Below are 25787 nucleotides of genomic sequence, written 5' to 3' on the forward strand. Positions count from 1 at the left end.
CCCCCTCCGCGTCGCTCCGGTGCGTTTCCCTTTCCGGTCCCCTGAGTCGTTCATCTGTCGCAGCCATCACCTGCCGAGGTTACGGTCCGGCACTGACAGCGCTCACTCGGTTTTCCGGTCCGCCTCCGTGGCCGTGACGGCGCGTAGGAGCAGCACCGCGCGCTCAGGGAGCACGATCGGCGAGCCGGCGCGATGGGGGGTGCTCGGGGGCGCGTCCTGGTCCTCCCGCGAGGTGTCCAGCAGGAGCTCGTACGAGGCGGCCCAGGGCGGGCCGGGGAGGGTGAAGTCCACCGGCGCGGGGCCCGAGTGCAGCAGCACCAGGAAGCTGTCGTCGGTGACCGGGGCGCCCCGCGCGTCGCGCTGCGCGATGTGGCGGCCGGACAGATACAGGCCGAGCGCGGCGGTCGGCGCGTACCAGTCCTCCTCGGTCATCTCGGTGCCCCGCGCGGTGAACCAGGCCAGGTCGCGCAGCCCGTCGGGGCCCTGCGCGCGGCCGGAGAAGAAGGTCCTGCGGCGCAGCACGGGGTGGTCGCGGCGCAGCCGGACCAGACGGGCGGTGAGGTCGGCGAGCGCGCGCCAGCCCGGGTCCTCCAGCAGCGCCCAGTCCAGCCAGCCGGTCTCGTTGTCCTGGCAGTACGCGTTGTTGTTGCCGCCCTGGGTGCGGCCCATCTCGTCGCCCGCGACCAGCATCGGGACGCCGGTGGACAGCAGCAGCGTGGTGAGCAGATTGCGCAGCTGGCGGCGGCGCAGCGCCCGTACGGCCGGGTCCTCGGTCTCGCCCTCGGCGCCGTGGTTCCAGGAGCGGTTGTCGTCGGTGCCGTCGCGGTTGCCCTCGCCGTTGGCCTCGTTGTGCTTGCGGTCGTAGCTCACCAGGTCGCGGAGGGTGAAGCCGTCGTGCGCGGTGATGAAGTTGACCGAGGCGTACGGGCCCCGGCCGCCCCACGCGTACAGGTCGCTGGAGCCGGACAGCCGGGTGCCGAGGTCGCGTACGTCGGGCAGGGCGCCGCGCCAGAAGTCGCGCACCGCGTCGCGGTAGCGGTCGTTCCACTCCGTCCACAGCGGGGGGAAGGCGCCGACCTGGTAGCCGCCGGGGCCCACGTCCCACGGCTCGGCGATCAGCTTGACACGGCGCAGCACCGGGTCCTGGGCGATGACCGACAGGAAGGGGGAGAGCATGTCCACGTCGTGCGCGGAGCGGGCGAGGGTGGCGGCGAGGTCGAAGCGGAAGCCGTCCACGCCCATCTCGGTCACCCAGTAGCGCAGCGAGTCCGTGATCAGCCGCAGTACGTGGGGCCGCACCACATGCAGGGTGTTGCCGCAGCCCGTGTAGTCGGCGTAGCGGCGCGGGTCCTGCTGGAGGCGGTAGTAGCCGCGGTTGTCGATGCCGCGCAGCGAGAGCGTGGGCCCCAGTTCACCGCTCTCGGCGGTGTGGTTGTAGACCACGTCGAGGATCACCTCGATGCCCGCGTCGTGCAGCGCGCGCACCATCCGCCGGAACTCGCCGACCTGCGCGCCGCGGGTGCCGGTCGCCGCGTACGCGCCGTGCGGCGCGAAGTAGCCGATGGAGTTGTAGCCCCAGTAGTTGCGCAGCCCGCGCCGCAGCAGATGGTCCTCGTGGGCGAACTGGTGCACCGGCAGCAGCTCCACGGCCGTCACCCCGAGCCGGGTGAGGTGCTCGATCGCGGCCGGGTGCGCGAGCCCGGCGTAGGTGCCGCGCAGCTCGGGCGGGATGCCGGGGTGGCGCTTGGTGAAGCCGCGCACATGGAGTTCGTAGAGGACGGTGTCGGCCCAGGGGGTCTTCGGGCGCCGGTCGTCGAGCCACTCGTCGGGCGGGCCGCCCGGGTCGTCGTCGCCGACGACCACGCCCTTGGGGACGTACGGCGCCGAGTCGCGGTCGTCGCGCACCGTGTCGGCGATGTGCTGCTGCGGCCAGTCCCGCACATGGCCGTAGACCTCGGGCGGCAGGGGGCCGTGCCAGGGGCGGGGAACGACCCCCGCGCCCGCGAAGTCGCCGTCCACGGCGCGGGCGTACGGGTCGAGCAGCAGCTTGGCGGGGTTCCAGCGGGCGCCGGTCCACGGGTCCCAGCGGCCGTGCACCCGGTAGCCGTACCGCCGCCCGGGGAGCACGCCGGGCACGAAGCCGTGCCAGATCTCATGCGTCCGCTCGGTGAGCGGACATCGGATCTCGGTGCCGTCGTCGTCGAACAGACACACCTCCACGGCCTCCGCGCCCCCGGCCCACAGCGCGAAGTTGATGCCCACCACCCCGCCGGGCCCGGTCCGCACCCGCGCCCCGAGCGGCTGCGCGCTGCCCGGCCACACCGGGGCGCCCCCGGCGGGCTCGCCGTGCGGGTCGGGGAGGGCCGCGGGCGCGGGCGGCGGCCCCGAGTCCGCGCGGCGGGCGCCGAGTTCGATGGCCGCCGCGCCCGAGCGGGGCCTGGGCAGCCCGTTGTGCGCCGTCCTGTGGTCGGCTGCGTTCGACACGTGGCGCCTCCGGCGTTCGCGGCTGAGCCCGCGCGGCGTCCCGTGCCGCGCGGAGTGCTGCCGCCCTCTCACCTGTTCTGCCCGCGATCGGGTCAAGCATCACGTTTCGCCCCGCACGCCCGGGGCTGAGCGGTCTTGACCCCTCCCACCTGGGACGCAACCGTGACATTGGACCGGCAGCCCATTGTCGGTGACATGTGATTACCTGTCACCGGCGCGTATGCGCGCATGTGCGCAGTGTCTTCGGGGGTGCCGCGGGACGCGGCGCGGGGTGAGGGGAGAGCCGTAGTGGAAGACCAGCCGATATCGGGGCCGTCGGGGTCGATGGGGCCGTCGGGGTCGATGGGGCCGATGGGGTCATTGACGAGGCGGGGCCGCAGGGGGCTGCCCGCGCTGCTGACCGGGGCGATGCTGCTGCTCGTGGCCGCCTGCGGCGGCGGTGACGGCGGGTCGGACGACGGGAAGAAGAAGGACGGCGACAAGGGCGGGGGCGGCGTCAAGACCTCGCGCGCCGTCGTGGCGATCGCGCCGAAGGACGGGGCGAAGGGCGTCGACACCCAGGGCGCGCTCAAGGTGACCTCGGAGAAGGGCCGGCTCACCTCCGTCAAGGTCAAGGACGCCAAGGGCAACGAGGTGGACGGGAAGATCGCCGCGGACGGCGCCAGTTGGCGGCCCGCCCGGCATCTGCGCTCCGACACCACATACACGGTCGACGCGGTCGCCAAGGACTCCCAGGGCCTGACCGCCGCGAAGCACTCCGCCTTCACCACCCTCCGCCCCAAGAAGACCTTCCTCGGCGTCTTCACACCGGAGGACGGCTCCAAGGTCGGCGTCGGAATGCCGGTCTCGATCCGCTTCTCCCGGGGCATCACCGACCCCGGGGCCGTGGAGCGCGGCATCGAGGTCTCGGCCTCCCCGTCGGTGCCCATCGAGGGCCACTGGTTCGGCAACGACCGGCTGGACTTCCGGCCGGAGAAGTACTGGGCGCCGGGCACCAAGGTCACCCTCCGGCTGAACCTCGACGGCATCGAGGGCCGGCCGGGTGTGTACGGGGAGCAGACGAAGACCGTCAAGTTCACCGTCGGCCGCAGCCAGGTCTCCGTGGTCGACGCCAAGAGCAAGAAGATGGTGATCAAGCGGGACGGCAAGACCATCAAGACCCTCCCCATCACCTCCGGCGCGCCCGGCTACGAGACGTACAACGGCAAGATGGTCATCAGCGAGCGGCTCGCGGTGACCCGGATGAACGGCGCCACGGTCGGTTACGACGGCGAGTACGACATCAAGGACGTGCCGCACGCGATGCGGCTGTCCACCTCGGGCACGTTCATCCACGGCAACTACTGGGCGGGCCGGCCGACCTTCGGCTCGGCGAACGTCAGCCACGGCTGCGTCGGCCTCTTCGACCAGCGGGGCGGCGGCGACAGGTCGACCCCGGCGGCCTGGTTCTTCCGCAACTCGATCATCGGTGACGTGGTGGTGGTGAAGAACTCGAACGACCGGACCATCCAGCCGGACAACGGGCTCAACGGATGGAACATGTCGTGGTCGAAGTGGAAGGCCGACCAGTAGGAGACCAGTAGGCGCGGGAGGCAGCGCGGAGAACGGCCGGTCTGTGGGCCGCGTGCTAACGGACGCTAACCTGCGGCCATGACTGTGAACCTCGAGGTCGCCGAGGGCGTCGGCACCATCCGGCTGGACCGCCCGCCCATGAACGCGCTGGACATCGCCACACAGGACCGGTTGCGGGAACTCGCCGAGGAGGTGACCGGCCGCGACGACGTACGGGCCGTGGTGATCTGGGGCGGCGAGAAGGTGTTCGCGGCCGGCGCGGACATCAAGGAGATGCGGGACATGGACCACGCCGGGATGGTGGCCCGGTCCCGCGCCCTCCAGGACTCCTTCACCGCCGTCGCCCGGATCCCCAAGCCCGTCGTCGCCGCCGTCACCGGCTACGCCCTCGGCGGCGGCTGCGAGCTGGCGCTGTGCGCCGACTACCGGATCGCCGGCGAGAACGCCAAGCTCGGCCAGCCGGAGATCCTGCTCGGCCTGATCCCGGGCGCGGGCGGCACCCAGCGGCTGGCCCGGCTGATCGGCCCGTCCCGCGCCAAGGACCTCATCTTCACGGGCCGTCAGGTCAAGGCCGACGAGGCGCTGACGCTCGGTCTTGTGGACCGCGTCGTACCGGCGGAGGAGGTCTACGAGCAGGCGCACGCCTGGGCGGCCCGGCTGGCGCGGGGTCCGGCGATCGCGCTGCGCGCGGCCAAGGAGACGGTGGACGCGGGTCTGGAGACCGACCTGGAGACGGGTCTCGCCATCGAACGCAGCTGGTTCGCGGGGCTGTTCGCCACCGAGGACCGCGAGATCGGGATGCGGAGCTTTGTGGAGGAAGGGCCGGGGAAGGCCAAATTCCGGTGAGCGGCGGCCCGGGCGGCGGCCGCCGCCCGGGTTTCCGGCCGGGTTTGCGCGAGGGTTTCCGCCCGGGTCTGCGCGAGGGTTTCCGCGCGCGTTCCGGGCCGGGTTTCCGCGCGGGTTCGGGCCCGGCGGATGCCCCGTGCGAGCGAATTTGTTTGGCCACTCGCGGACCCTTGGACAACCCGGTCCGGTACGCTGGGTGATCGCGCATACGCGGCGTGATATCGCTGGTCAGGTGGGGTATTTGGGCCATCTCGCGGCCGCTGGCATATGTTGGACCGGGTTTGTGGAGCCTAGGGCTCGGGTGTTCGGAATCCCACGGTTCCGCCCCCAAGGGCCTGTCGGGCGGCCATGATGGGGGGCATGGCGGGCTTGGAGGGTATGGAGCAGCCGCAGCGGCGCATCGGTACGGCCGCGGCTCGGCGCGCGCCGTCCGTCGATGACGAATCGGCCGCCAAGGCGGTCGACCTGTTCGGAAATCCCGCGGTCGACGAGGTGCGGCTGCCTTCCCGTCCGGAATCGGCGGGCACCGCCCGCCGGCTGGCCGAATACGTCGTCCTGCGTGACTGGGGCCTGACCCATCAGCTGGCCGAATACACCGTGCTGCTGGTATCCGAACTGGTGGGCAATGCCGTGCGGCACACCGGAGCCCGCACCTTCGGGCTGCGGATGCTGCGGCGGCGCGGCTGGATCAGGGTGGAGGTCCGCGATCCGTCGCGCGGGCTGCCCTGTCTGATGCCGGTGGCCGAGCTCGATACGAGCGGGCGGGGGCTGATGCTGGTGGATCTGCTCTCCCAGCGGTGGGGGGCGGATCTGCTGCCGCGCGGCAAGACGACCTGGTTCGAGATGCGGGTGACCGAGCCCTGACCGTCCCGGCGGGGCGCCCGCCGGATGCCTGCCGTATGCCCGCCGTATGACGAAGAGGCCCCTGCCGTCGGTTCGCGACGACGCGGGGCCTCTTTCGTGTGCGCCACGGATGGAAAGGGGTGTCATCTGTGGCAGAGGGGTGAACGACCTGGCCCGGGTCGATGGGGGTCGCCCGTTTCACTATCGCAGAGGCCCGATGCCGCGACCAACTCAATCCAAGGTGAGGTATGACACCCGCCTTGTTAATGGTGGGCAGTCGTGAGGCATTTCCTTTGCGTTGTCTTTGCGTAAGGCGGATTTTCAGAGGTCCATACCGTGACACGAATTCTTTCTTTGCCTCGCAATCCTTGGCATGGCCCTGTCGACACCCCACCATGGAACGGCGCTACGCGCGTCACACCCCCACTGTCACGGCTATGGATCCCGGGAGACCCCCCATGGAAACGCACGGCCGCACCCCGTCACGCCGTACCCTGCTGCGCTCCGGCGCCTACCTCGGCGCCGCCGCGGCGGGGCTCACCGCCGCCACGACCCCCGCACGCGCCGAGGCCAGACACGATCGCGCGGCCGTCGCCTACCCACCCACCCACTGGATCCCGGCCAGCACCTCCAACTACCGGGTCTCCAGCCGCCCCACCTCGTATCCGATCGACTTCGTCGTCATCCATGTGACGCAGGAGACGTTCCAGGACGCGATGAAGATCTTCCAGAACCCGGCCAAGCAGGTTTCCGCGCACTACATGGTCGCCTCGGCCGACGGCTACATCGGCCAGTTCGTGCGCGAGAAGGACGTCGCCTGGCACGCGGGGAACCGGGATTACAACAACCGCAGCATCGGCATCGAGCACGAGGGCTGGGTCGACAAGCCGGAGTACTTCACGGACGAGATGTACGCCTCCTCCGCGGCCCTGACCGCGGCCGTCTGCGACCGCTACGGCGTGCCCAAGACCCGGGCCCACATCATCGGCCACGACGAGGTGCCGAGCGCCGACCACACCGACCCCGGCCAGTACTGGGACTGGGACCGCTACATCGACCTGGTGAAGTCGGCCTGAGCCGCGGCCGCGCGGGCCCCGGGCCCCCGGCCCGCTAATCTGTGCGGGTCAGACAAGCGCACAGAAGGGGTGGATCACGTGGCGGACATCGAGGCGGCGCGGAAAGCGTTCGAGCGGTACGACCTCAACGGGGACGGACTGATCAGCGCGGCCGAGTACAAGAGCGTGATGGCTCAGCTGGGGGACCCGTACGTCACGGAGCCGGTCGCCCAGGCCGTGATCAACTCCCATGACTCGAACGGCGACGGACTGCTCTCCTTCGAGGAGTTCTGGGCGGCCCAGAACTAAGGACTGAACCCGGCGCTCCGGCGCCCGGAGCCCGCGGCGCGGCCGGCGGATCACCGCCAGCCGCGCCGCTGCGCGCTCGCCCGCCGCCGGCGGTCGTTGCACAGCAGACAGCGGCCATATCCGGGCGGCAGCGGGTCGTCCTTGTCCCCGTACAGCGGGTCGACCGCGCCGCGCGGATGCTCGGGGCAGCCCGTGGCGCCATGCGCCGCCCCCAGCGCCCCGGCGGCCGCGAGCGCCCGGCGCAGCGCGTCGGAGAGCTGCTCGGCCTCCTGCCCGGAGGGCGCGGCGTCCAGGGCGAAGGCGATGTCCGACGCGGTGGTCAGCGCGCTGCGGAGTTCGCGCAGGTCTGCGTAGCTCATACCGGAAGGGTAGGCGCCGCCACCGACAGCGCCCCCGGGCGCCGGTTATTCCTTGCGGGCCCAGGCGACCAGGTCGGCCTTGCTGCCGAAGCGCGCCACGTTCTTGTCCACCGGGTGCTCGGCGTACTGGTGGATCCGCCACGTCGCCTTGATGCGCGGCTCGCCCGCCGTCACATAGTCGGCGATCCACAGCCCGTCCCCGGCATACGACGTGGTGTCGATGTTCAGCCAGTAGGTGCGGTTGCAGTAGAGCAGCACCCGGTGGCCCGGGCGGAGCTTCTTGACCTCCCTTATGAACCGGTCCTTCTCGGCGTTGCTCGCGTGGGTGCCCTCGGAGGTGGTCTCCCAGTCCACGGCGAGCAGATCGTGCGACTGGGAGGCGCACTTCTCCACGAAATAGGCGGCCTGGGCCGCGATGTTGCCGGGCCACAGGAAGTGGTAGAAGCCGACCACGCACCCCGCCGAGCGGGCGCGGGCCGCCTGTGCGGACTGGCGTGGGTTGATGTACGAACGGCCCTCAGTCGCCTTGACGAAGACGAAGGCGAGTCCGTCCGTGTCGAACGTGCTCTGATGCGAACTGACGTCGATGCCGCGCAGCATGCTGCCTGCCTTGAGGAGAGACGGAGTGTGGGGGGAGGCTGGGGAAGAGTCTGTGTCCTTGTCATGCCCGGTGAGGGGCGGTGTGCACCGCAGACTGCGCAGGCTAACGAGGCGTCAGGCGCGGCTCAACCGGAGCGGGAGGTTTGCCCGATGCCCGGGCGCGCACCTCGCCGGTCTGCTATAGCCGCTCATTTCAGCCGGTCAGAAGGCTGAGCAGCAGCACGGCCGCGATCACCAGATGGGTCACGTACTGGGAGACCATGAAGGCCCGGTAGGGAGCGCGTTCCCGCCCGCTGGCGGGATGCTGACACAGCCAGGAGATCCACCCGGCGCCGCCCGCCAGCACCACGGCCGCGGCCAGCAGCGGCGGGTCGTATACGAGGGCGCCGGCGACGAACGCCAGGGCCACCGCCGGCGCGCAGACCGCCGTGACCGTACGCGCCGCCTTCTCGCCGCGCACCACCGCGAGCGTACGGCGGCCGCCCTCCCGGTCCCCGGGGATGTCGCCCAGATCCTTCGCGATCGCGCCGACCAGGCCCATCCAGGCCGACATCACGACGGCGTACAGCCAGAAGCCCGGGCGCGGTTCACCGCCCGCGGCCTGAGCGCCTGCGCCATAGGTGCACAGGCCCATGACGATCACGGTGACGGAGGAGGACCAGCTGCGGCGCTTGGCGCTGAGCGGAGGCGCGGAATAGGCCCAGCCGAGGAACAGGCCTGTGCCCACGCATAGAAAAAGCCCCAGGTCACTGAGGCTGAGAAGAAGCGCGGCCGCGGTCGCTGCGGCGATCGCCCAGCGGGCGGCGCGGGCCGGCAGCGCGCCGGAGGCCAGTGGTCGCCGCGAGCCGTTGGCCCGGTCCTCCGGGAGGTCCATCACCCCGTTGAGTAGATAGGCGGAGGCGGTCACGCAGAACCAGGCGAGGGCGCCCAGGGCGATCCGGCCCCAAGGTAACTGGCCTAAGCGGTCACCGGACCCGGCCCCGAGAGCCCCGACGGCGAAGCGGGCGAGGAAGACCACCAGCACGATGGGGCGGGCCTCGCGAAGACACAGCCAGACCACCCTCCGAGCGCGGAGGATAGCTGGTGGTGACTGTGAGGCTGGTGGCATGGGGAAAAATCTAGTAGTTCGACCAGTGCCTCGAACAGACACTCGTCGACGCGATCCGGCCGATCAGGGCTCGATGGCGAAAGCTGAGAGCAGGGTGTCGATCCGCAGGCGCAGCTCGGCGGCCTCGGCACCCGCGACGACGACGGACACCATGTCGGTCGCTGCGGCGGCGTTCGCCAGCCGGACCTCGACCGACTGCCAAGCCCCGGCCATCCGGTGCACGTACCAGCCGTCGTCCGGGTCGCTGTCGTCGGTCCCTTCGAGGCTGAGCGCCACTGTGTCCCAGTCGGTCGGCTCCCAGTCCGTGCCGACGTACCGGGACAACGACTCCATGAATGGGGAGAAGTTCCGCCGGCAGATCCACCCGTCGATGTCGTGCGCCGTCGAGGCGGAGGGCTCGTCCTTCAGGGAACTCGGGCGCAGACCGTCACTCACGGCGTGTTTGTCGCTGATGGTGAGGTGCACGTGCGCCCACAGGTCGAGCCGTCGGCAGGCGCTTTGGGGGTCGTATGCCGCCGTCGGCAGGTTGGGGATGCGCTTGCGCCCGGTCTCGTCCAAGCGATAGGGCACGGCGAACGCCGTGTTCCACCGCTCGATCTCGGGCGCGAAGCGCTCCTCCGCCGTGACGGCGTCCATGTCCAGGTACTGGGCTATCTGCTCCCAACTGCTCCCGCGCTCGCGCTCGTACACGACGGCGTAGCAGAGCAGCCGATCCGCGATCCGCGTCAGGCTCAGCGCCTCGCTGGCCCGCCCTCCCGGGCCGGTGTACGCGTCGTACCGGGTCACCGCGAGCGTGCCGGCCGTCTGGGCCAGGGCGACGGCGCGGTCACTCAGTACCAGGCGCGCCAGGGCGGACCGGGAGAGCTCGTTGCGGTCGTGGTCGTAGGGAGTCGTGTCCGTCACGTGGTACAGGGTTTCACGGGCGGGGTTTGGCTTCCGGAGGGAAGCGGAGGGTGGCGGCATCCGCCGTCCACTCGACGCCGCCCCGGGCGGGGCGCAGGAAGGCGACGCGGCTTCCCGTCATTCTGTGGTCGAAGAGCAGTTCCGTGGTGGCGTGAATCGCCTGGACCACGCCTGTGCGGTCGCTGATCGGGTCGTACGCCTGCTGGCCCGGGCCGGGGGTGCTGTGTGTGCGTGCGTTGGGGTGGTTCACGCGCGCCGCCCTCCAGCCTGCCGAGGCACGTAGACGGCGTGGGTGGGGTGGCGTCGGCGCAGCACCTCGTAGTCGGTCGCCTTGCTGTAGTCCCCGGCTTGTTTGGCCTGCTCGCGCAGCGCGCGGTAGTGGCGGCACTGGGGGCATTGGTCGTTCATTCGGTCGCCTGTTCGGTGTTGGCTAGTTTGGGTGGATCTTTCTGACTTGGATACGCCTTGCGGGCTTTAATTACTGTGTGTACTCCCAGCGTTGCGTTGCGGGGCGGCAACCAACAGGGGTGGCGACACACCAAGTCGGCCTGGGGTGAGGGGAGATCCATGCGATGAGTGAGACGACGAGCGAGGAGCAGGAGCAGGTCAGCGGACCTGCGTTTTTCGGCAAGGAGGTACGGGCCTGGCGGACGCGGGCGGGGATGAGCCAGCGGGAGCTGGGCGAGCGAGCCAACTACGGGCAGCAGTACGTGGCGAAGGTGGAGGCAGGGGAGAGGCTGGCCAGCCGGTCGTTCGCCAAGGTTTGTGATGAGGTCTTCGGTACGCCGGGCACGTTTGCACGGCTCCGGGAGTGGGCCAGCCTGCACGGCTATCCGGCCTGGTTCCTGCCGTACGTTCAGTTGGAGCGGCAGGCGACGGGCATCTCCAACTTCTCCGCCACGTTCATCATGGGCATGTTGCAGACGGCCGACTACGCACGTGCTGTCTTCCGGGCCGCGCATCCACGGGAGGCCGTGGACACGCTTGACGCCAGGGTCGAGCGGCGAATGCGGCGGCGCGAGGTGATGGAGAAGGACTCGCCACCTCTGGTGTGGTGCGTCCTGTACGAAGCCTGCCTACGCGCCGAGGTGGGCGGGCGCGACATCATGAGCGCGCAGATGGCTCATCTCCTGACCGAAGCCGAGTCCCCACACGTGGCTCTTCAGGTACTACCGTTCGGGGCGGGAGCACCCCCAACGCCGGGAGGCTTCACCCTTCTGAGGTTCGACGAAGGGCCGGGCATCGTGTATGCGGATACGGCGATGGCTGGCCAGATGTTCGACACCCCGGAAGAGGTGGAGAGCGCGACTGCCAGGTACGACCGGCTACGGGCCGCTGCTCTGTCTCCGCAGGAGTCGTTAGCCATGATCCGCAGAGTGATGGAGGAGTTCGCCCAATGAGCAGTGCCCTTGATCTGTCCCGCGCCGAATGGGTCAAGTCCAGCCATAGCAGCGGGGATGAAGGGGAGTGCGTCGAGTTCGCTCCCGGCATAGCCACCACCGCCGGTGTCGTCCCCGTCCGGGACAGCAAGAACCCGGCAGGCCCGGCCCTGCTCTTCTCGGCTGCCGCGTGGGGCTCGTTCACGGCTGCCGTGCGGGCCGGGGGTCTTCCGGCTGCCTGAGGGCCTACGCGTCCTCGGAACCCCGGGCGCGGCGCCACGCGCCGTCGGCCAGTAGCCGCAGGCCGTTGAGGCCGACGATCACCGTGGAGCCCTCGTGGCCCGCGACACCCAGCGGCAGGGGCAGGGTCCCGACCAAGTCCCAAATCACCAGGCCGGTGATGAAGGTTCCGGCGATGACCAGGTTCTGCACCACCAGGCGGCGGGCGCGGCGGGAGAGGGCGACGACGGTCGGGATGGTGGCCAGTTCGTCGCGTACGACCACCGCGTCGGCGGTCTCCAGGGCGAGGTCGGAGCCCGCGCGGCCCATGGCGATGCCGGTGTGGGCGGCGGCCAGGGCGGGGGCGTCGTTGACGCCGTCGCCGACGACCAGGACCTTCCGCCCGGCGGTCTCCAGTTCCTTCACCGTTGCCACCTTGTCCTGCGGCAGCAGTCCCGCCCGTACGTCCGCGATGCCGACCTCGTCGGCCAGACGCGCGGCGGCGCGTGGGTTGTCGCCGGTGACGAGGATCGGCGCGGTGCCGGTGAGTGCGGTGAGGGCGGTGACGGTGGCGGCGGCCTCGTCGCGGAGCCGGTCGGCGATGCCCAGTACGCCGACGGGGGTGCCGTCGAGCTGGACCAGGACGGCGGTGCGGCCCTCGCTCTCCAACTGTTCGGCGAGCGCTGCGGCGGGCTGGTCGGCGCGGCCAGCCAGGAGCCGGGCCGGGCTGCCGACCGCGAGCTTCTTGCCGTCGACACGAGCGGTCACACCCGTACCGGGCGCGGAGGCGAAGTCCTCGGCGGGCGGGAGGTCGAAGTCACGGTCACGCGCGGCGTCCACGACGGCGCGGGCCAGGGGGTGTTCGCTGGGGTGCTCGGCGGCCGCCGCGAGCCGTAGCAGCTCGTCCTCGGACAGGCCGGACGCGGGCAGCGGGCGGATGTCCGTGACCTTCGGGGTGCCCTCGGTGAGGGTGCCGGTCTTGTCGAGGGCCACGGCGTCGATCTGCCCGAGGCGCTCCATCACCACGGCGGACTTGACCAGCACGCCGTGGCGTCCGGCGTTGGCGATGGCGGACAGTAGCGGGGGCATGGTGGCCAGCACCACCGCGCAGGGCGATGCGACGATCATGAAGGTCATGGCCCGCAGCAGGGTTGGCTGAAGGGCGGCGCCGAAGACAAGAGGGAGCGCGAACAGCGCGAGGGTGGCGGCGACCATGCCGAGGCTGTAGCGCTGCTCGACCTTCTCGATGAACAGCTGGGTGGGGGCCTTGGTCTCGGCGGCCTCCTCGACCATGGCCACGATGCGGGCGATCACCGAGTCCGACGGGTCGCGCTCGACCTTCACCCGGAGCGCGCCGGTGCCGTTGAGCGTGCCGGCGAACACCTCGTCGCCGGTCTCCTTGGCCACCGGCAGCGGTTCGCCGGTGATGGTGGCCTGGTCGACGTCGCTCGCGCCGTCCAGCACCCGGCCGTCGGCGCCGATGCGCTCCCCGGGTCGCACCAAAAGCGTGTCGCCCACGCGCAGTTGCTCGGTGGGCACGGTCTCCTCCCCGCCGTCGTCGGCGATGCGCGTGGCGGTGGCCGGGGCGAGGTCGAGCAGGCCGCGTACGGAGTCGGCGGTGCGGGCGGTGGCGATGGCCTCCAGCGCGCCGGAGGTGGCGAAGATGACGATCAGCAGGGCGCCGTCCAGCACCTGGCCGATGGCCGCCGCGCCGAGTGCGGCGACGACCATGAGCAGGTCCACGTCGAGGGTCTTGTCCTTGAGCGCCTGAAGGCCCGCCCAGCCGGGCTCCCATCCGCCGGTGACGTAGACCAGCGCGAACAGCGGGCCCCATGCCCACGCCGGCGCGTCCAGCAGATAGAGCGGCAGCCCGATCAGGAACAACACCAGCGCGGCGGTGGCCCAGCGGGCCTCGGGCAGGGCGAAGATCCGCGTACGGCGCTTGGGTGCCACCGCGTCGCGGGTGGCGCCGGGGGCGGGGCGGGTGAGCGTGGACGTCATCGCGGCAGGGGTCCTTCACGGGCGGGAGGAAACGCATCCGACGCCACCACCGTAACAGGAATGGATGAACAATGATTCATGCATTCATGGGGCGGGGGCGTACGATGACCGCATGGGTCATGGAGCCGCATCCCCCGCCAGCACCGTCCCCCGTGCGCGCCTGGACGCGGCCGGCGCCGCCAAGGTCGCCACCACCTTGCAGGCCCTCGCCACCCCATCCCGGTTGCTGATCCTCGCCCGGCTGCGCGAAGGCCCCCTCGCGGCCACCGAACTGGCCGCCGAGGTCGGCATGGAGCAGTCGGCCTGCTCCCACCAGCTCCGCCTGCTGCGCAACCTCGGCCTGGTGACCGGCACCCGCAAGGGCCGTTCCGTGGTGTACACGCTGTACGACAACCACGTCGCCGAACTCCTCGACCAGGCCCTCTACCACGTGGAGCACCTCCGCCTCGGCCTGAGCGACACCCCCGTCGGCGCGGCGAAGCCCGAGCCCGAGCCCGACGCGGCGGCTGACGCGAGTGCCTGACGCGGTCGGCGCGGCGTGGATGCGCGAGCAGATCACACCCGATCTGTACGACTCCTGGTCCGAGGAGCAGTGCGCGGGCATTGAGATCGTGGAGGGGATGGTCGTCGTACGCCCCCGCGCCTCCAAACGGCACAACCGCCTGGCCCGGATCCTCGCGAACGCCCTGGAGGCCGCCGCCGGGCCTGTCTGGAATGCCGATTCGGATTTCGACGTCCGGCTTCAGGACGTGCCGCTCACCAACCGCCGTCCGGACGTGGTGGTGTACCGCGCGGAGGCGATCGACGTCACGCCCACCCGCCCCGAGCACGTGCTGCTGGTCGTCGAGGTCGTGTCCCCGGGGTCGGAGACCACCGACCGGATCGTGAAGGTGGAGCAGTACGCGACGGCGGGGATCGCCTTCTACTGGCGGGTCGAGCAGGCCGCCACCGGCGTTCCGCTGGTGTACACCTACGTCCTCGACCCGGCGACCAGGACCTATCGGGACGGGGACGTGTTCACTGGCGTGGTGAAGGCCGCGGCTCCGTTCCCGGTGGAGATCGACCTAGGCCAGATCTAGCGCCTCGCTCAGGGCCCACTCTGCCGCTCGGTGCAGGCGACGCACCGCTCTGCGTGCGGCATGGCCATGACCCGTTCCCGGGCGATGGGGGCGCCACAGGTGGCGCAGATGCCGAAGGTGCCGTCCTGGATGCGGGTGAGCGCGGCGAGGGTCCGTTCCAGGAGAGCGGTGGCGGCGTCGATGCGGGCGTGCAGTTCCTCGATGGCGAGGGTGGCCGCGCCGACGTCCCCGGCGTCCAGGGCGCAGTCGCGGCGGAGGTCCGACTCGGTTTCCCGCGCTGTGGCGATCTCCGCGCGGAGGCGGTCCCGCTGGTCGGACAGCTTGGCGGCCGCTTCCTCAAGATCGTGTGGGGGCATGCCGTTCATTGCCAGGCCGATCCCGCCGTCAGCCGTCCGCGTGTCAGGACCGCGGGGTGTGCCATCAGCATGGGGCCTCCTTCGAGCGCGGAATCGGTACCGCAATGAGCGCTCCCTCGGATACCCGCGCGGCGAAGGCATATGCCCTCGCTCCGGGACGGGGGACTACGCGTCACTCATGACCTGCTCCTGGCGGGCACCCTGAAAAGACCGTTCGACAACCTCACCGAGACCGCTCCATCCGGACGGTGAACGGCTCTCCAGCGGAGGGAGCCGCGACGGTCAGGGTGAGCCTCGTCAGCCGCTCTCCCCACGACTCGCGCAGCAATGGGTCGTCGAGGTCGCGGTGTTCGAGCTGTGCCGTGGCGCGGTTCGGGTCCCAGGTGAGGCGCAGGGAGCTCGCTCCGGCCGTGATCTGCGCCCGTCCCTCCGCCAGTTCGACGTCTCCGGCCAGGACGTGCCGGAGCAGTACCGGGGCGGCGGGGTGCGGGGTCCAGTGGTCTTCGATCAGGATGTGGGCCGGGGTGTCCGGCGTGGCGCGTATCAGCCGCAGGGACCGGTGCCAGGTGCGCAACAGGCCCGCCGGGTACGCCCCGGCGAGCTCGGCGTGCAGGGCGGCAGCGGCGGGGGTGAGGGCGACCCGTACGTCGTGCGCTGCGTGGGCGGGGCCCGGCTGTTGGGGGGCGCCGGGCTCGGGGACGTTGTGCCAGGCGCTCTGGAGGGGCCACGCCTGGTAGCGGTCGGGGCCGAAGCTGGCCGCGGTGTACGTGGGTTGGCCGATGTCGACGACCAGCGGGCGGCCGTCGAGGGCGACCCAGTACGAGCCCACGTCGAGGTGGTTGTGGCGCTCGCCGTTGTGTCCCGCCTTCGCCGCCAGGGTCAGCCCGGCGGCGGTGCCCGCGGCCTCCCTGGCGACGAGCACCTGGACCCGGGGCAGCCAGGTCTCCCGTGCCGCCCAGGGGACGGGGTCGCCATCCGTGTCGGTAGTGGCCAGGGCATCGCGCCAGCGGGGGTCGCGGAGTCCGGCCAGGGCTCGGCCGAGGCCCGCCCGGGGCCGTACCGCCGGGCCGCCGCGTGCGCAGGCCAGGGCGTGGGCGCGGATCTCGGGGTCGGCCAGCCGCTCGCCCCATTGGAAGAGCACGTGCCAGGGCTGGTCGGCCCACAGGCGGGCGGGGGCGTCACCGGCGTTGACGTACCAGTCGCCGGCGAGGTGCATGCGGTGCGGGAACTTGCCGAGCGGGCCGAACACCGGCAGGTCGCGGGCGTCGAGCGCGGCGCCGCCGGCGTCGGCGAGGAGGTCGAGGGCCTCCAGCAGCCGGCCGGCGCCCTGCCACCAGTAGGCGACGCCCTCGTCGATCCCGCCGTCGTCGGGGAGCACCGCGAGGTAGTGGTCCAGGCCCTCGACGACGAGCCGGACGAGCCGCGCCCGCCGCTCCTCGTCCTCGGTCAGCAGGAGGGCCGCGGCGAGCACCGCCCCATGGATCCAGGGGTTCCAGTTGTGGGCGTCCCCGTCGAGGCCGATCCAGTGCCAGTCCCGGGTGCGCTCGAACGGCGTCAGCACCCGCAGGTCCGCCTCGCGCCGAAGTCGCCTGCGCAGCCCGGGGATCCGGGTGTCCAGATGCGGGCCCAGTACGTGATCGGCCCAGGCCAGCAGGGACACCACCTCGGCGGCCCCCAGGTCGAGGAACGGCTCGTCCGGGTCCGGCAGCACCTCGCCGCGGGCAGTGGCGAAGCGGTCGTGCGGCGCCCAGCACCAGGTGCTGGCCTCGGCCAGGGCCATCAGCGCGTCGGCCGCGGCGTCCAGGTATGGCGCGGCCCCGGGCGGGGCGTCGGCCGGGGCCACCTCGCCGGTCAGCGTGGCGGCGAGCACGAGCAGCGTGGCCCGCTCGCGCAGCCGTCGGGCGGAGTCCTCGTACGCGGTCCGTACGCCGTCGCGGAACGTCCGCGCCCAGGCGGAGGCGGTCAGGACCGGTGCGGTCCGGCGGAGTTCGGCCGCGGCCTCGTCCAGCAGCGCCTCGCGCGTGGCGGCGTCCACCGCCTCCCACACCGGGCGCGCGGTGACGTCGGGGACGGGCAGCCGCGCGGGGGCGTTCCGCAGGTGCTCGACCAGTGAATCGGGGCCGGAAGTGGAGCTCAGGGCGGGGGCCAGCCGGTTCCGGAGGGAGCGGTACGCGGGGGAAACCGGCTCCGGCTCTACCAGGCCCATTATCTCTCCTGATCGGTTCTGTTCGGATTCGTTGACTCGGGACTATGTCACGGGGTGAGGTGGCAACGCCATCCATCCACCACCCACCAACCCCACTTCCGGAGGAAGCAGTGTCGCCTGACGAGGACCGGGACCTTGCCCCGTACACCGGTTGGACCAGGGCGCACTGGACCGCGCTCGCCGACCGGATGCTCGCCGCCACCCACCCGTACGCCTCCCCGGAGGGGGCCCGGATCGACCTGCCCGGCCCGGCGAGCCGCAACGGCGCGACCTCCGACGGCCTGGAGGGCTTCGCCCGCACCTTCCTGATCGCCGGTTTCCGCGTCGCGGGGGAGCGGGGCGCGGACCCCGGCGGGCTGCTGGAGCGGTACGCGCGCGGCCTGGCGGCGGGCACCGACCCGCACTCGCCCGAGGCCTGGCCCCGCCCCGACCAGCTCGGGCAGGCCAAGGTCGAGGCCGCCTCCCTCGCCCTGGTGCTCCAGCTGACCAAGCCCTGGCTGTGGGACCAACTGGACGACGGGGTGCGCGAGCGGGTCATCGCCTGGCTGGGGACCGTCGTCGGGCAGCCCTATCCACCCATCAACTGGGTCTGGTTCAGGATCGTCGTCGAGTCGTTCCTGCGGGAGGTGGGCGGGCCGTGGTCGGCCGCCGACATCGAGGAGGACCTGGCCGTCCACGCCTCGCTGCGCCGGCCGGGCGGCTGGCTCAGCGACGGGCAGGAGCGGGCCTTCGACCACTACACGGGCTGGGCGCTGCACCTGTACCCGCTGCTGTGGACCCACCTGTTCGACGTCACCGGCACCCTGTGCCCGCCGGCCCTCCGCGAGACCTGGGGCGCCGACCTCGCGCGCTACCTCGATGACGCGGTGCGCCTGGTCGGCGCGGATGGCTCCCCGCTGCTGCAAGGACGCAGCCTCAGCTACCGCTTCGCCGCCGCCGCGCCCTTCTGGGTCGGCGCGGTGACGGGGGCGGGCGGGCAGCCGCCCGGACTGGTGCGCCGGGCGGCGTCCGGCATCGTCCGGCACTTCACCGACCGGGGAGCCCCCGACCCGGACGGGCTGCTCAACCTCGGCTGGCACGCCGCCTGGCCGACGATGCGGCAGTCCTACTCCGGGCCCGGCTCCCCGTACTGGGCGGCCAAGGGTCTGCTCGGCCTGATGCTGCCCGCGGACCACCCGGTGTGGACGGAGCCGGAACTCCCGCTTCCGGTGGAGACCGGGGACGTAGCGCGGGTGGTGGCGGCCCCCGGCTGGCTGGTCTCCGCGCGGCGCCGCGACGGGATCGCGGTGGTGCTCAACCACGGCACCGACCACGCGCGTCCCGGCGACACCAGCGCGGACTCGCCGCTGTACGCGCGGCTCGGCTACTCCACCGCCACGGTGCCCCCGCTGACCGCCGCGTCGGCGGCGGACCCGGTCGACAACGCGGTCGTGCTGCTCGACGACACCGGCCGGGCCAGCCACCGCACCGGGTTCGAGACGCTGTTCGCCCGCGAGCTCCCCGGCGGTGTGCTGGCCGCCGCCTCCCGGGGGCCGGTGCGTTGGGTCGACAGCGGCGCCGACGACTCGCCCGACCACGGCTCCGGCCGGACCGGTCCGACGACGCCCGGGCCCGTGGTCACCGTGGCCTCGGTGCTGCGCGCGGGGGTTGAGGTCCGGCTCGTCCGAGTGGACGCCCCGGCGTCGGGGGACGGCCCGGCGCCGGACCCGGATCCGGCGTGGGACTGCGTACGGGTGGGCGGCTGGCCGGTCGCCGCCGACGCCCCGCCCGGGACCCGGGTGGGCACCGGCCCGGCGGACGCGGTGTCGTACGCCGATGCGCCCTGCGCGGAAGCGCGCACCGCTTCCCTGCGCTCGTCGCTGCGCGGACTGCTCGGCCTACGGCTCGGCGGAGTCGCCATCGGGAAGGACGACAGCCCTCTCGGCGCCCGGACCGCGACGCCGTGGCTGGCCACGGACGGCGTCCGGTACGGCGAGGTGCTCGCGGCCGCGGTGACCCTCGAACGCGGCGGAAGCGGCAACCAGAACAGCGCCGATCCCGTCGTCTCCGTCCTCCCGGGGCCCGACGGCGCCGACCGGGCGCGGCTGATCTGGCCGGACGGCCTCACCACCGAGGTCGATCTGCCGCCCGGCCCGTAGCGCGCCTGTCACACGGCTCGCGCCCGCTTGACCGAGGAGTCGCGGAGGATCAGCTCCGGCAGGATGGCGACGCGCTGCGCCGGGCGGCGTCTGCCCTCCATGAGCCGGGACACCATCATCTCGACCGCGACCCGGCCGACCCGGGCCTTGGGCGGGCGGACGGCCGTCATCGCGGGCTCCGCGAGATGGGCCACCTCGTCGTCGTAGCTGACCAGAGCCATGTCGTCCGGGATCGAGACCCCCCGCTCGGCGAGGTACTGGGCGACCGACATCGCGTCGGGGTCGCTGTGCACGATCAGCGCGGTGATCCGGGACCCGCGACACCGGTCGAGGATGCCCTCGATGATCTGCCGGTGGCCGGGCTGGTCGAGGGCCACGCTCTCGCGCACCACCAACTCGCTGGGCAGATCGAGCTCCGTGCACGCCTTCAGCCAGCCCTGGGCGAGGTGGGTCGAGTGCGGGCTGCCCTTGGACAGCACCAGACCGATCCGGCGGTGGCCGTGCTCGTGGAGGTGGCGTACGGCCATCTCCATGCCGAGCGCGTGGTCGCTGCGCACCCACTCCAGCTGGCGCGGGGTCGGCGTCCACTGTGAGGTCTGCCGCTCCACGAGGATGGTCGGCACCGGCAGATTGCCGATCCAGTCGAGCAACTCGTCGACGCCGTTGCCCTCGAGGTTGGGGGCCAGCAGCAGCCCCTGCACCTGCTTGGCCTCGATCAGCCGGCTGATCTGGCGGCGGTCCTCGGCCTGGTCGTAACTGGACCCGCGCAGTTGGAGCTGGACGCCGAGCCCGGCGGCCGCCGCGCGTGCGCCGCTGACGATCGACGGCCAGTAGAAGTCCAGGGAGGGCACGACCATGCCGATGGTGAAGGGCGTGGAGGTGGGGCGGGGCCGGCGGGCCGGGGCCTGGTCGAGGTCGGTCGGCAGGGTGGCGCCGCCGTGCACCTTGGTGAGCAGGCCGCGGGCGGCCAGGGCGGTGATGTCGCGCCGTACGGTCAGTTCGCTGACGTCGAGCATGTGGGCGAGGTCACGCACGCGCACGGTGCCGTGCCGGCGCAACTCGTCCATCAGCCGTTCCCTGCGCTGAAGGGCGAAAGGTCGGTCTGCGCTCATCGGGCCCCCTCGGTCGACGGCCTGATGGCCTGTTCGAGTCTGAACGAATCGCTTCGATTGTGTTCGCTCTATAGCGAATCTGTGCTGCTGCCCACTATCCCTGTTCCAACGTGTTCAGCGGGTTCCAATGTGTTCCACGCAACACGGGATTTAGCAGGACATAACAACTTCGCGCCAGATGGCGAACGATGCCGGTCCAGACCGGCCTAGGGAAGGACTCGACGCCCGTGCAGGCGAAACCCCAAGCGCTGGTCGTCATGGACAGGCAGAGCTTCGACGCGCACTTCGACTCCGCCCGCCTCGCGCGCCTCGCGGAGCTGGTGACCCTGGGCGACCCGGTCTGGGCCGACGACCTCGACCAGCCGGCGGTGCGGGCGCGACTGGCGGAGGTGGAGGTCATGCTGACGTCCTGGGGCGCGCCGACGCTGACGCCGGAGCGGGTCGCCGCGGCCCCCGCGCTGCGGGCGGTGCTGCACTGCGCCGGGAGCGTACGGGGCCTGGTCGGCGAGGAGGTGTGGCGCCGCGGGATCCGGGTGACCAGCGGCGCGGACTCCAACGCGATCCCGGTCGCGGAGTACACGCTGGCGGCCATCATCTTCGCCGGCAAGAAGGCCCCGTTCCTCGCCGCCGACGAGGACCGCGCCTACCAGGGCTGGGGCACGGTGACGGGGTACGGCGACCTGTCGAACTTCGGCCGGACCGTGGGGATCGTGGGCTTCTCGCGGATCGGCCGCAAGGTCGTCGACCTGCTCAAGATCCTCGGGGACACCACCTGCCTGGTCGCGGACCCTTACGCGGACGCGGAGGAGGTGAAGCGGGCGGGCGCCACGCTGGTCCCGCTGGAGGAGATGCTTCCGCGCGTCGACGTACTGTCCCTGCACGCTCCCGAACTGCGGGAGACCCACCATCTGATCGGCGCCGACCAGCTCGGTCTGCTCCCCGATCACGCGACGGTGATCAACACGGCGCGGGGCAGCCTCATCGACTCCGAGGCGCTCGCCGCCGAGTGCGCCTCCGGACGCCTCTTCGCCATCCTCGACGTCACCGACCCCGAGCCCCTGCCCCTCGACTCGCCGCTGAGGCGCCAGGCCAGCGTGATGGTCACCCCGCATATCGCAGGCTCGCTCGGCACGGAGATCGGGCGACTCACCGACCACGCCATGGACGAGCTGGCCCGGTGGATCGCGCGACAGCCCCTCCAGTCCGAGATCACGGCGGAGGCGCTGGCGCTCGGCCTGAGCGCCTGAACGCTTCAGCGCCTGAGCCCCGCCCTCCCACCAGAACACCTCGCAACACCCACCCCCCCCCCGCAACGCCCCCCGCAACACACCCCTCATCACAAGGAGCCGCTCCCGTGATAAGCAACCGCAAAGGTGCCGTGAGAAGCCTGACCGCGGCCGTCGCGCTGTCCCTGTTCGCCGTCGGCTGCGGCGGCAGCGGCGGCAGCGGCAAGACCGCCGACGGCAAGACCATCGTCAAGGTCGCGGTATGGGACTACGAGAAGACCCCCGAGTTCAAGGCGCTGATCGACGGCTTCGAGGCCGAGAACAAGGACATCGACGTGCAGCCGGTCGACATCCTCTCCGCCGACTACTCCAACAAGATCACCACCATGCTCTCCGGCGGTGACAGCACCGACGTGCTGACCATGAAGAACGTCACCGACTACGCCCGCTACGGCACGCGCGGCCAGCTCCAGTCGCTCACCACCGACGCCAACAAGCTCGACAAGGCCAAGTACTCCGGCCTCGACGCCTTCGACCTCAAGGGTGACTACTACGCCCTGCCGTACCGGCAGGACTTCTGGGTCCTCTTCTACAACAAGGACCTTCTCAAGAAGAGCGACGCGGACCTGTCCAAGCTCACCTGGTCCGACTACGCCGACCTGGCCAAGGAGCTCACCACCGGTTCGGGCTCCTCCAAGGTCTACGGCACCTACCACCAGACCTGGCGCTCGGTGGTGCAGGCGATCGCCGCCGCGCAGACCGGCGGGGACCAGCTGAGCGGCGACTACGGGTTCTTCAAGAAGCAGTACGAGGTGGCCCTGGACCTCCAGAAGTCCGGAGCCGTCATGCCGTTCGCCACGGCCAAGACCCAGCAGACCACCTACGACGCGATGTTCTCCACCCGCAAGACCGCGATGGTGCCCATGGGCACCTGGCTCGCGGCCCGTCTGCTCCAGCTGAAGGCCGAGGGCAAGAACGACGTCGACTGGGGCATGGCACCGCTGCCGCAGACCAGCGCGAACGGTAAGACGGTCAGCTTCGGCTCCCCGACCGCCTTCGCCGTGAACAAGAAGGCCAGGAACTCCGAGGCGGCCAAGAAGTTCGTGCTGTGGGCCTCCGGCCCCAAGGGAGCGGCCGCGATCGCCAAGGTCGGCGTCGTTCCGTCCTACACGGATGCCGCGGTCATGAAGAACTTCTTCGGCGTCAAGGGCATGCCGAGCGACGCCCTGTCCAAGAAGGCCATGAGCCCGGACGAGGTCAAGCTGGAGATGCCGGTCAGCCCGAAGTCCTCGGACATCGACCAGATCCTCAAAGAGGAGCACGAGCTGGTGATGTCCGGTGAGAAGTCCATCGACAAGGGGATCCAGGAGATGGAGTCCCGTGTGAAGTCCGAAGTCGAATGAGCGAGGTCTCCGGCGCTACGGCGCTCAAGCGGCGACGGCGGCGCACCGCGCTGGTGGGCTGGAGCTTCATCCTCCCCAACCTTCTGGGCTTCGCCGCCCTGACCCTGGTCCCGGTGGTCGCCACGCTGCTGCTGGCGTTCACCGACTGGAACTCGTACAACACTCCCCAGTGGATCGGGTTCGACAACTTCCGCCGGATGTGGGACAACGACAACTTCTGGACGGCGCTGACCAACACCTCCTGGTACGCGGCCGGGCACATCCCGCTCACCATGGCGGCCTCCCTGGGCCTCGCGGTGCTGCTCAACCAGAAGCTGCGCGGTGTCGCCTTCTTCCGTACGGCCTTCTTCTTCCCCTACATCACCTCGCTGGTCGCGGTGGCCGTGGTGTGGAACATGCTGTTCAGCCCGGACGCCGGTCCGGTGAACCAGCTGCTGAAGGCCGTGGGGATGGCCCATCCGCCGGGGTGGACCACCGACACCGACTGGGCGCTGCCCGCGGTGATCATCACCAGCGTGTGGCGGGACATGGGCTACTACATGGTGCTGTACCTGGCGGGGCTCCAGGCCATCCCGGCGGAGCTGTACGAGGCCGCACGGGTCGACGGCGCGGGCGCCTGGAAGCGGTTCTGGCATGTCACGGTGCCGTCCCTGCGGCCGACGACCTTCTTCGTCCTGGTCATGCTGACCGTCTCCAGCTTCAAGGTCTTCGACCTGGTCCAGGTCATGACCGAGGGCGGCCCCGGCCGCTCCACGCTGGTGCTGTCCCAGCTCATCTTCAGGGAGGGCATCACCCAGGGCCGGTTCGGCTACTCCTCGGCCATCTCCCTGGTGTTGTTCCTCATCGTCCTGATCATCACCGTGACCCAGTTCCGATTCCAGCGGAGGAACGAGCGATGAAGACGACCGTGCTGCCGAAGGACGGCAAGACGGCCGAGCCGTCGCGGCCGGGTGGCCGCGGCGGCATCGCTCCCGCCGGGCCCCGCCGCCGGGGCCCGGCCGGGCCGGGCGGGTCGGGCGGGCCGGGGCGGATCCTCGGCCGGGCCCTGCTGTACGTGGTGCTGACGGTGCTCTCGGCCGCGGTCCTGGTGCCGTTCATATGGATGCTGGTGTCCTCGCTGAAGGCGGACAACGAGGTCTTCACGGTCCCGATCCAGTGGATCCCGGAGTCCTTCCGCTGGGAGAACTTCTCCGACATCTGGACCGAGATCCCGCTGTGGACCTACATGGGGAACTCGCTGTTCCTCAGCGTCGTCATCACCGCTCTCCAGGTGCTGACCGGGAGCTTCGCGGCCTACGGCTTCGCCAAGGTCCGCTTCCCCGGGCGCGACGCCGTCTTCCTCGCCTACATCGCCACCATCGCGGTGCCGTGGCAGGCGTACATGGTGCCGCAGTACATCATCATGCAGAAGCTGGGCCTGGTGAACACGCACCTGTCGCTGATCCTGCTCCAGGCGTTCGGCGCGTTCGGCGTCTTCCTGATGCGCCAGTACTACCTGACCATCCCGGACGAGATGAGCGAGGCCGCGCGGCTGGACGGGCTGAGCGAGTACGGCATCTGGGCGCGGATCGTGCTGCCGCTGTCCAAGCCCGCGCTGGCCAGCCTGGCGCTGCTGACCTTCGTCAACACCTGGAACGACTACATGGGTCCGTTCATCTATCTGACGGACAACAACCTGTGGACGGTGCAGCTCGGCCTGCGGTCGTTCGTGGGCATGTACAGCTCCGAGTACGCGATGATCATGACCGGCTCGGTGCTGTCCGTCCTGCCGATCCTGGTGGTCTTCCTGCTCGGCCAGCGGTACTTCGTCCAGGGCATCTCCACCAGCGGGATGAAGTGAGGTGGCGGGCATGAGCACACCGACACCAGCGACCGGCCGCAGGCTCCGGCTGAACGTCGGCCACGACTCCTGGGATCTCATCTGGTCCCATGTCCACCGGGTCCTGGTGGTCAACCTCGGCGTGGCGGTCACCAACCTGCCGCTGCTGCTGGCCCTGGCCGCCGAGCACCAGCCCTGGCGGTACCCGGTCTTCTTCGGTCTGCTCTCGCTCGGGGCCGGTCCCTCGCTCGCCGCGGTGTTCGCCTACCTGAGGCGCGCCGCCGACGACGAGCGGGCGCCGGTGGCCGACCTGTTCCGCGGCTACCGGCGCCTGTTCACCCGGGCGCTCCTCGGCTGGACCCCCTTCGTGCTGCTGGTCGCCGTGGCGGCCGCCGACCTGGCCGCCCTCTGGGGATCCGCCCTCGGGTCGGCCCTGGCACCGCTGCTGACCGTGGTGATCCTCCTCGCCCTGAGCTCCGGAGTCGTCGCGATGGCCGGCCTGGCCCAGGACCCGGCCGAAAACCCGGCCGTCTCCCGGCGCACCCTGCTTGCGGCCTGCTACGCGTCGGTGCGCCGCTGGCCGCTCGCGCTGCTGAACCTCGGCCTGCTGGGCGTGTCCCTGGCGCTCGTCAACCAGGCCCCACTGCTCGGTCTCGCCGTGGTGCCGGGCTGCGCGCTGTTCGTCGTCTGGCGCGACTGCGACGGCATGCTGGAGTCGGTGCGGGGCGGGGGCGGTACGGGGCGGTGATACGCGTGCCCGGTCATCGCGC

General features: G+C 71.2%; 26 protein-coding genes. 15 read left to right on the forward strand and 11 right to left on the reverse strand.

Annotated features, from left to right (window positions below):
- Positions 1 to 102: 102 nt before the first annotated feature.
- Entirely contained in the window at positions 103 to 2484 is a 2382-nt protein-coding gene (gene glgX / locus ACZ4WQ_RS20415) for a glycogen debranching protein GlgX (RefSeq protein WP_398371673.1), read from the reverse strand.
- Positions 2485 to 2826: 342 nt separating this feature from the next.
- Between glgX and ACZ4WQ_RS20420 the strand changes: the two genes are divergently transcribed.
- From ACZ4WQ_RS20420 to ACZ4WQ_RS20440, 5 genes are all read left to right on the forward strand, one after another.
- The gene (locus ACZ4WQ_RS20420) at positions 2827 to 4056 is read left to right on the forward strand and encodes a L,D-transpeptidase (RefSeq protein ID WP_398371849.1); all 1230 of its coding nucleotides are present in this window, start codon (positions 2827 to 2829) and stop codon (positions 4054 to 4056) included.
- Positions 4057 to 4134: 78 nt separating this feature from the next.
- The gene (locus tag ACZ4WQ_RS20425) at positions 4135 to 4902 is read left to right on the forward strand and encodes an enoyl-CoA hydratase/isomerase family protein (RefSeq protein ID WP_311730368.1); all 768 of its coding nucleotides are present in this window, start codon (positions 4135 to 4137) and stop codon (positions 4900 to 4902) included.
- A gap of 360 nt (positions 4903 to 5262) precedes the next feature.
- Positions 5263 to 5766: an ATP-binding protein gene (locus tag ACZ4WQ_RS20430; protein ID WP_311730367.1), complete on the forward strand. Its 504-nt coding sequence runs from the start codon at positions 5263 to 5265 to the stop codon at positions 5764 to 5766.
- 437 nt (positions 5767 to 6203) lie between these two features.
- Positions 6204 to 6821: an N-acetylmuramoyl-L-alanine amidase gene (locus ACZ4WQ_RS20435; RefSeq protein ID WP_311730366.1), complete on the forward strand. Its 618-nt coding sequence runs from the start codon at positions 6204 to 6206 to the stop codon at positions 6819 to 6821.
- A gap of 78 nt (positions 6822 to 6899) precedes the next feature.
- The gene (locus ACZ4WQ_RS20440) at positions 6900 to 7109 is read left to right on the forward strand and encodes an EF-hand domain-containing protein (protein WP_311730365.1); all 210 of its coding nucleotides are present in this window, start codon (positions 6900 to 6902) and stop codon (positions 7107 to 7109) included.
- Positions 7110 to 7159: 50 nt separating this feature from the next.
- Here ACZ4WQ_RS20440 and ACZ4WQ_RS20445 read toward each other — a convergent pair whose 3' ends face one another.
- From ACZ4WQ_RS20445 to ACZ4WQ_RS20470, 6 genes are all read right to left on the reverse strand, one after another.
- Positions 7160 to 7468, reverse strand: coding sequence for a hypothetical protein (locus ACZ4WQ_RS20445; protein WP_311730364.1), 309 nt, complete (start codon positions 7466 to 7468; stop codon positions 7160 to 7162).
- A gap of 45 nt (positions 7469 to 7513) precedes the next feature.
- Positions 7514 to 8068, reverse strand: coding sequence for a GH25 family lysozyme (locus ACZ4WQ_RS20450; protein ID WP_311730363.1), 555 nt, complete (start codon positions 8066 to 8068; stop codon positions 7514 to 7516).
- A 193-nt stretch (positions 8069 to 8261) separates the two neighbouring features.
- Positions 8262 to 9128: a UbiA family prenyltransferase gene (locus ACZ4WQ_RS20455; RefSeq protein ID WP_311730362.1), complete on the reverse strand. Its 867-nt coding sequence runs from the start codon at positions 9126 to 9128 to the stop codon at positions 8262 to 8264.
- Positions 9129 to 9239: 111 nt separating this feature from the next.
- A complete protein-coding gene (locus ACZ4WQ_RS20460; protein WP_385344261.1) occupies positions 9240 to 10079 on the reverse strand; it encodes a hypothetical protein in 840 nt (279 codons plus the stop codon).
- A gap of 13 nt (positions 10080 to 10092) precedes the next feature.
- Positions 10093 to 10329: a hypothetical protein gene (locus ACZ4WQ_RS20465; RefSeq protein WP_361189620.1), complete on the reverse strand. Its 237-nt coding sequence runs from the start codon at positions 10327 to 10329 to the stop codon at positions 10093 to 10095.
- The gene (locus ACZ4WQ_RS20470; RefSeq protein WP_361189623.1) at positions 10326 to 10487 is read right to left on the reverse strand and encodes a hypothetical protein; all 162 of its coding nucleotides are present in this window, start codon (positions 10485 to 10487) and stop codon (positions 10326 to 10328) included. Before ACZ4WQ_RS20470 ends, ACZ4WQ_RS20465 begins: the two co-directional genes overlap by 4 nt.
- A gap of 164 nt (positions 10488 to 10651) precedes the next feature.
- Here ACZ4WQ_RS20470 and ACZ4WQ_RS20475 point away from each other — a divergent pair, with 164 nt between their 5' ends.
- Positions 10652 to 11479 (forward strand): helix-turn-helix domain-containing protein, encoded by an 828-nt coding sequence (locus ACZ4WQ_RS20475; RefSeq protein WP_361189626.1) that lies wholly within the window; start codon positions 10652 to 10654, stop codon positions 11477 to 11479.
- Positions 11476 to 11700: a DUF397 domain-containing protein gene (locus ACZ4WQ_RS20480; RefSeq protein WP_358847350.1), complete on the forward strand. Its 225-nt coding sequence runs from the start codon at positions 11476 to 11478 to the stop codon at positions 11698 to 11700. The genes ACZ4WQ_RS20475 and ACZ4WQ_RS20480 overlap by 4 nt, the downstream gene beginning before the upstream one ends.
- A 4-nt stretch (positions 11701 to 11704) precedes the next feature.
- Here ACZ4WQ_RS20480 and ACZ4WQ_RS20485 read toward each other — a convergent pair whose 3' ends face one another.
- Entirely contained in the window at positions 11705 to 13678 is a 1974-nt protein-coding gene (locus ACZ4WQ_RS20485; RefSeq protein WP_468022327.1) for a heavy metal translocating P-type ATPase, read from the reverse strand.
- A gap of 112 nt (positions 13679 to 13790) precedes the next feature.
- Here ACZ4WQ_RS20485 and ACZ4WQ_RS20490 point away from each other — a divergent pair, with 112 nt between their 5' ends.
- Together ACZ4WQ_RS20490 and ACZ4WQ_RS20495 are read left to right on the forward strand one after the other, a co-directional pair.
- Positions 13791 to 14201, forward strand: coding sequence for an ArsR/SmtB family transcription factor (locus ACZ4WQ_RS20490; protein WP_385344276.1), 411 nt, complete (start codon positions 13791 to 13793; stop codon positions 14199 to 14201).
- Positions 14202 to 14220: 19 nt separating this feature from the next.
- The gene (locus ACZ4WQ_RS20495) at positions 14221 to 14757 is read left to right on the forward strand and encodes a Uma2 family endonuclease (RefSeq protein WP_385344422.1); all 537 of its coding nucleotides are present in this window, start codon (positions 14221 to 14223) and stop codon (positions 14755 to 14757) included.
- 8 nt (positions 14758 to 14765) lie between these two features.
- Here ACZ4WQ_RS20495 and ACZ4WQ_RS20500 read toward each other — a convergent pair whose 3' ends face one another.
- Positions 14766 to 15113, reverse strand: a complete 348-nt coding sequence (locus tag ACZ4WQ_RS20500) for a TraR/DksA family transcriptional regulator (RefSeq protein WP_358847353.1) — start codon at positions 15111 to 15113, stop codon at positions 14766 to 14768.
- A gap of 223 nt (positions 15114 to 15336) precedes the next feature.
- The gene (locus tag ACZ4WQ_RS20505) at positions 15337 to 17319 is read right to left on the reverse strand and encodes a heparinase II/III domain-containing protein (RefSeq protein WP_398371682.1); all 1983 of its coding nucleotides are present in this window, start codon (positions 17317 to 17319) and stop codon (positions 15337 to 15339) included.
- A gap of 110 nt (positions 17320 to 17429) precedes the next feature.
- Here ACZ4WQ_RS20505 and ACZ4WQ_RS20510 point away from each other — a divergent pair, with 110 nt between their 5' ends.
- Positions 17430 to 19457 carry a DUF2264 domain-containing protein gene (locus ACZ4WQ_RS20510; RefSeq protein WP_398371684.1) on the forward strand — a complete coding sequence of 676 codons (2028 nt, stop codon included), beginning with the start codon at positions 17430 to 17432 and terminating at the stop codon, positions 19455 to 19457.
- An 8-nt stretch (positions 19458 to 19465) separates the two neighbouring features.
- Here the strand turns inward: ACZ4WQ_RS20510 and ACZ4WQ_RS20515 are convergent, their stop codons facing one another.
- Positions 19466 to 20569 (reverse strand): substrate-binding domain-containing protein, encoded by a 1104-nt coding sequence (locus ACZ4WQ_RS20515; protein WP_311730352.1) that lies wholly within the window; start codon positions 20567 to 20569, stop codon positions 19466 to 19468.
- A gap of 227 nt (positions 20570 to 20796) precedes the next feature.
- On the opposite strand from ACZ4WQ_RS20515, the gene ACZ4WQ_RS20520 reads away from it, so the two are divergent.
- The 5 genes from ACZ4WQ_RS20520 (at position 20797) to ACZ4WQ_RS20540 (ending at position 25765) form a co-directional block, all read left to right on the forward strand.
- On the forward strand, positions 20797 to 21816 hold the full coding sequence (locus tag ACZ4WQ_RS20520; protein WP_311730351.1) for a hydroxyacid dehydrogenase: 1020 nt from the start codon (positions 20797 to 20799) through the stop codon (positions 21814 to 21816).
- Positions 21817 to 21947: 131 nt separating this feature from the next.
- Positions 21948 to 23198, forward strand: a complete 1251-nt coding sequence (locus ACZ4WQ_RS20525; protein WP_311730350.1) for an ABC transporter substrate-binding protein — start codon at positions 21948 to 21950, stop codon at positions 23196 to 23198.
- On the forward strand, positions 23195 to 24097 hold the full coding sequence (locus ACZ4WQ_RS20530; protein WP_311730349.1) for a carbohydrate ABC transporter permease: 903 nt from the start codon (positions 23195 to 23197) through the stop codon (positions 24095 to 24097). Before ACZ4WQ_RS20525 ends, ACZ4WQ_RS20530 begins: the two co-directional genes overlap by 4 nt.
- Complete coding sequence (locus tag ACZ4WQ_RS20535; RefSeq protein WP_385344291.1) at positions 24094 to 25038, forward strand: carbohydrate ABC transporter permease; 945 nt, start codon at positions 24094 to 24096, stop codon at positions 25036 to 25038. The genes ACZ4WQ_RS20530 and ACZ4WQ_RS20535 overlap by 4 nt, the downstream gene beginning before the upstream one ends.
- A gap of 10 nt (positions 25039 to 25048) precedes the next feature.
- Positions 25049 to 25765 carry a DUF624 domain-containing protein gene (locus ACZ4WQ_RS20540; protein WP_311730347.1) on the forward strand — a complete coding sequence of 239 codons (717 nt, stop codon included), beginning with the start codon at positions 25049 to 25051 and terminating at the stop codon, positions 25763 to 25765.
- The last annotated feature ends 22 nt before the right edge of the window (positions 25766 to 25787 follow it).

The organism is Streptomyces sp. NPDC028305 (assembly GCF_055569495.1).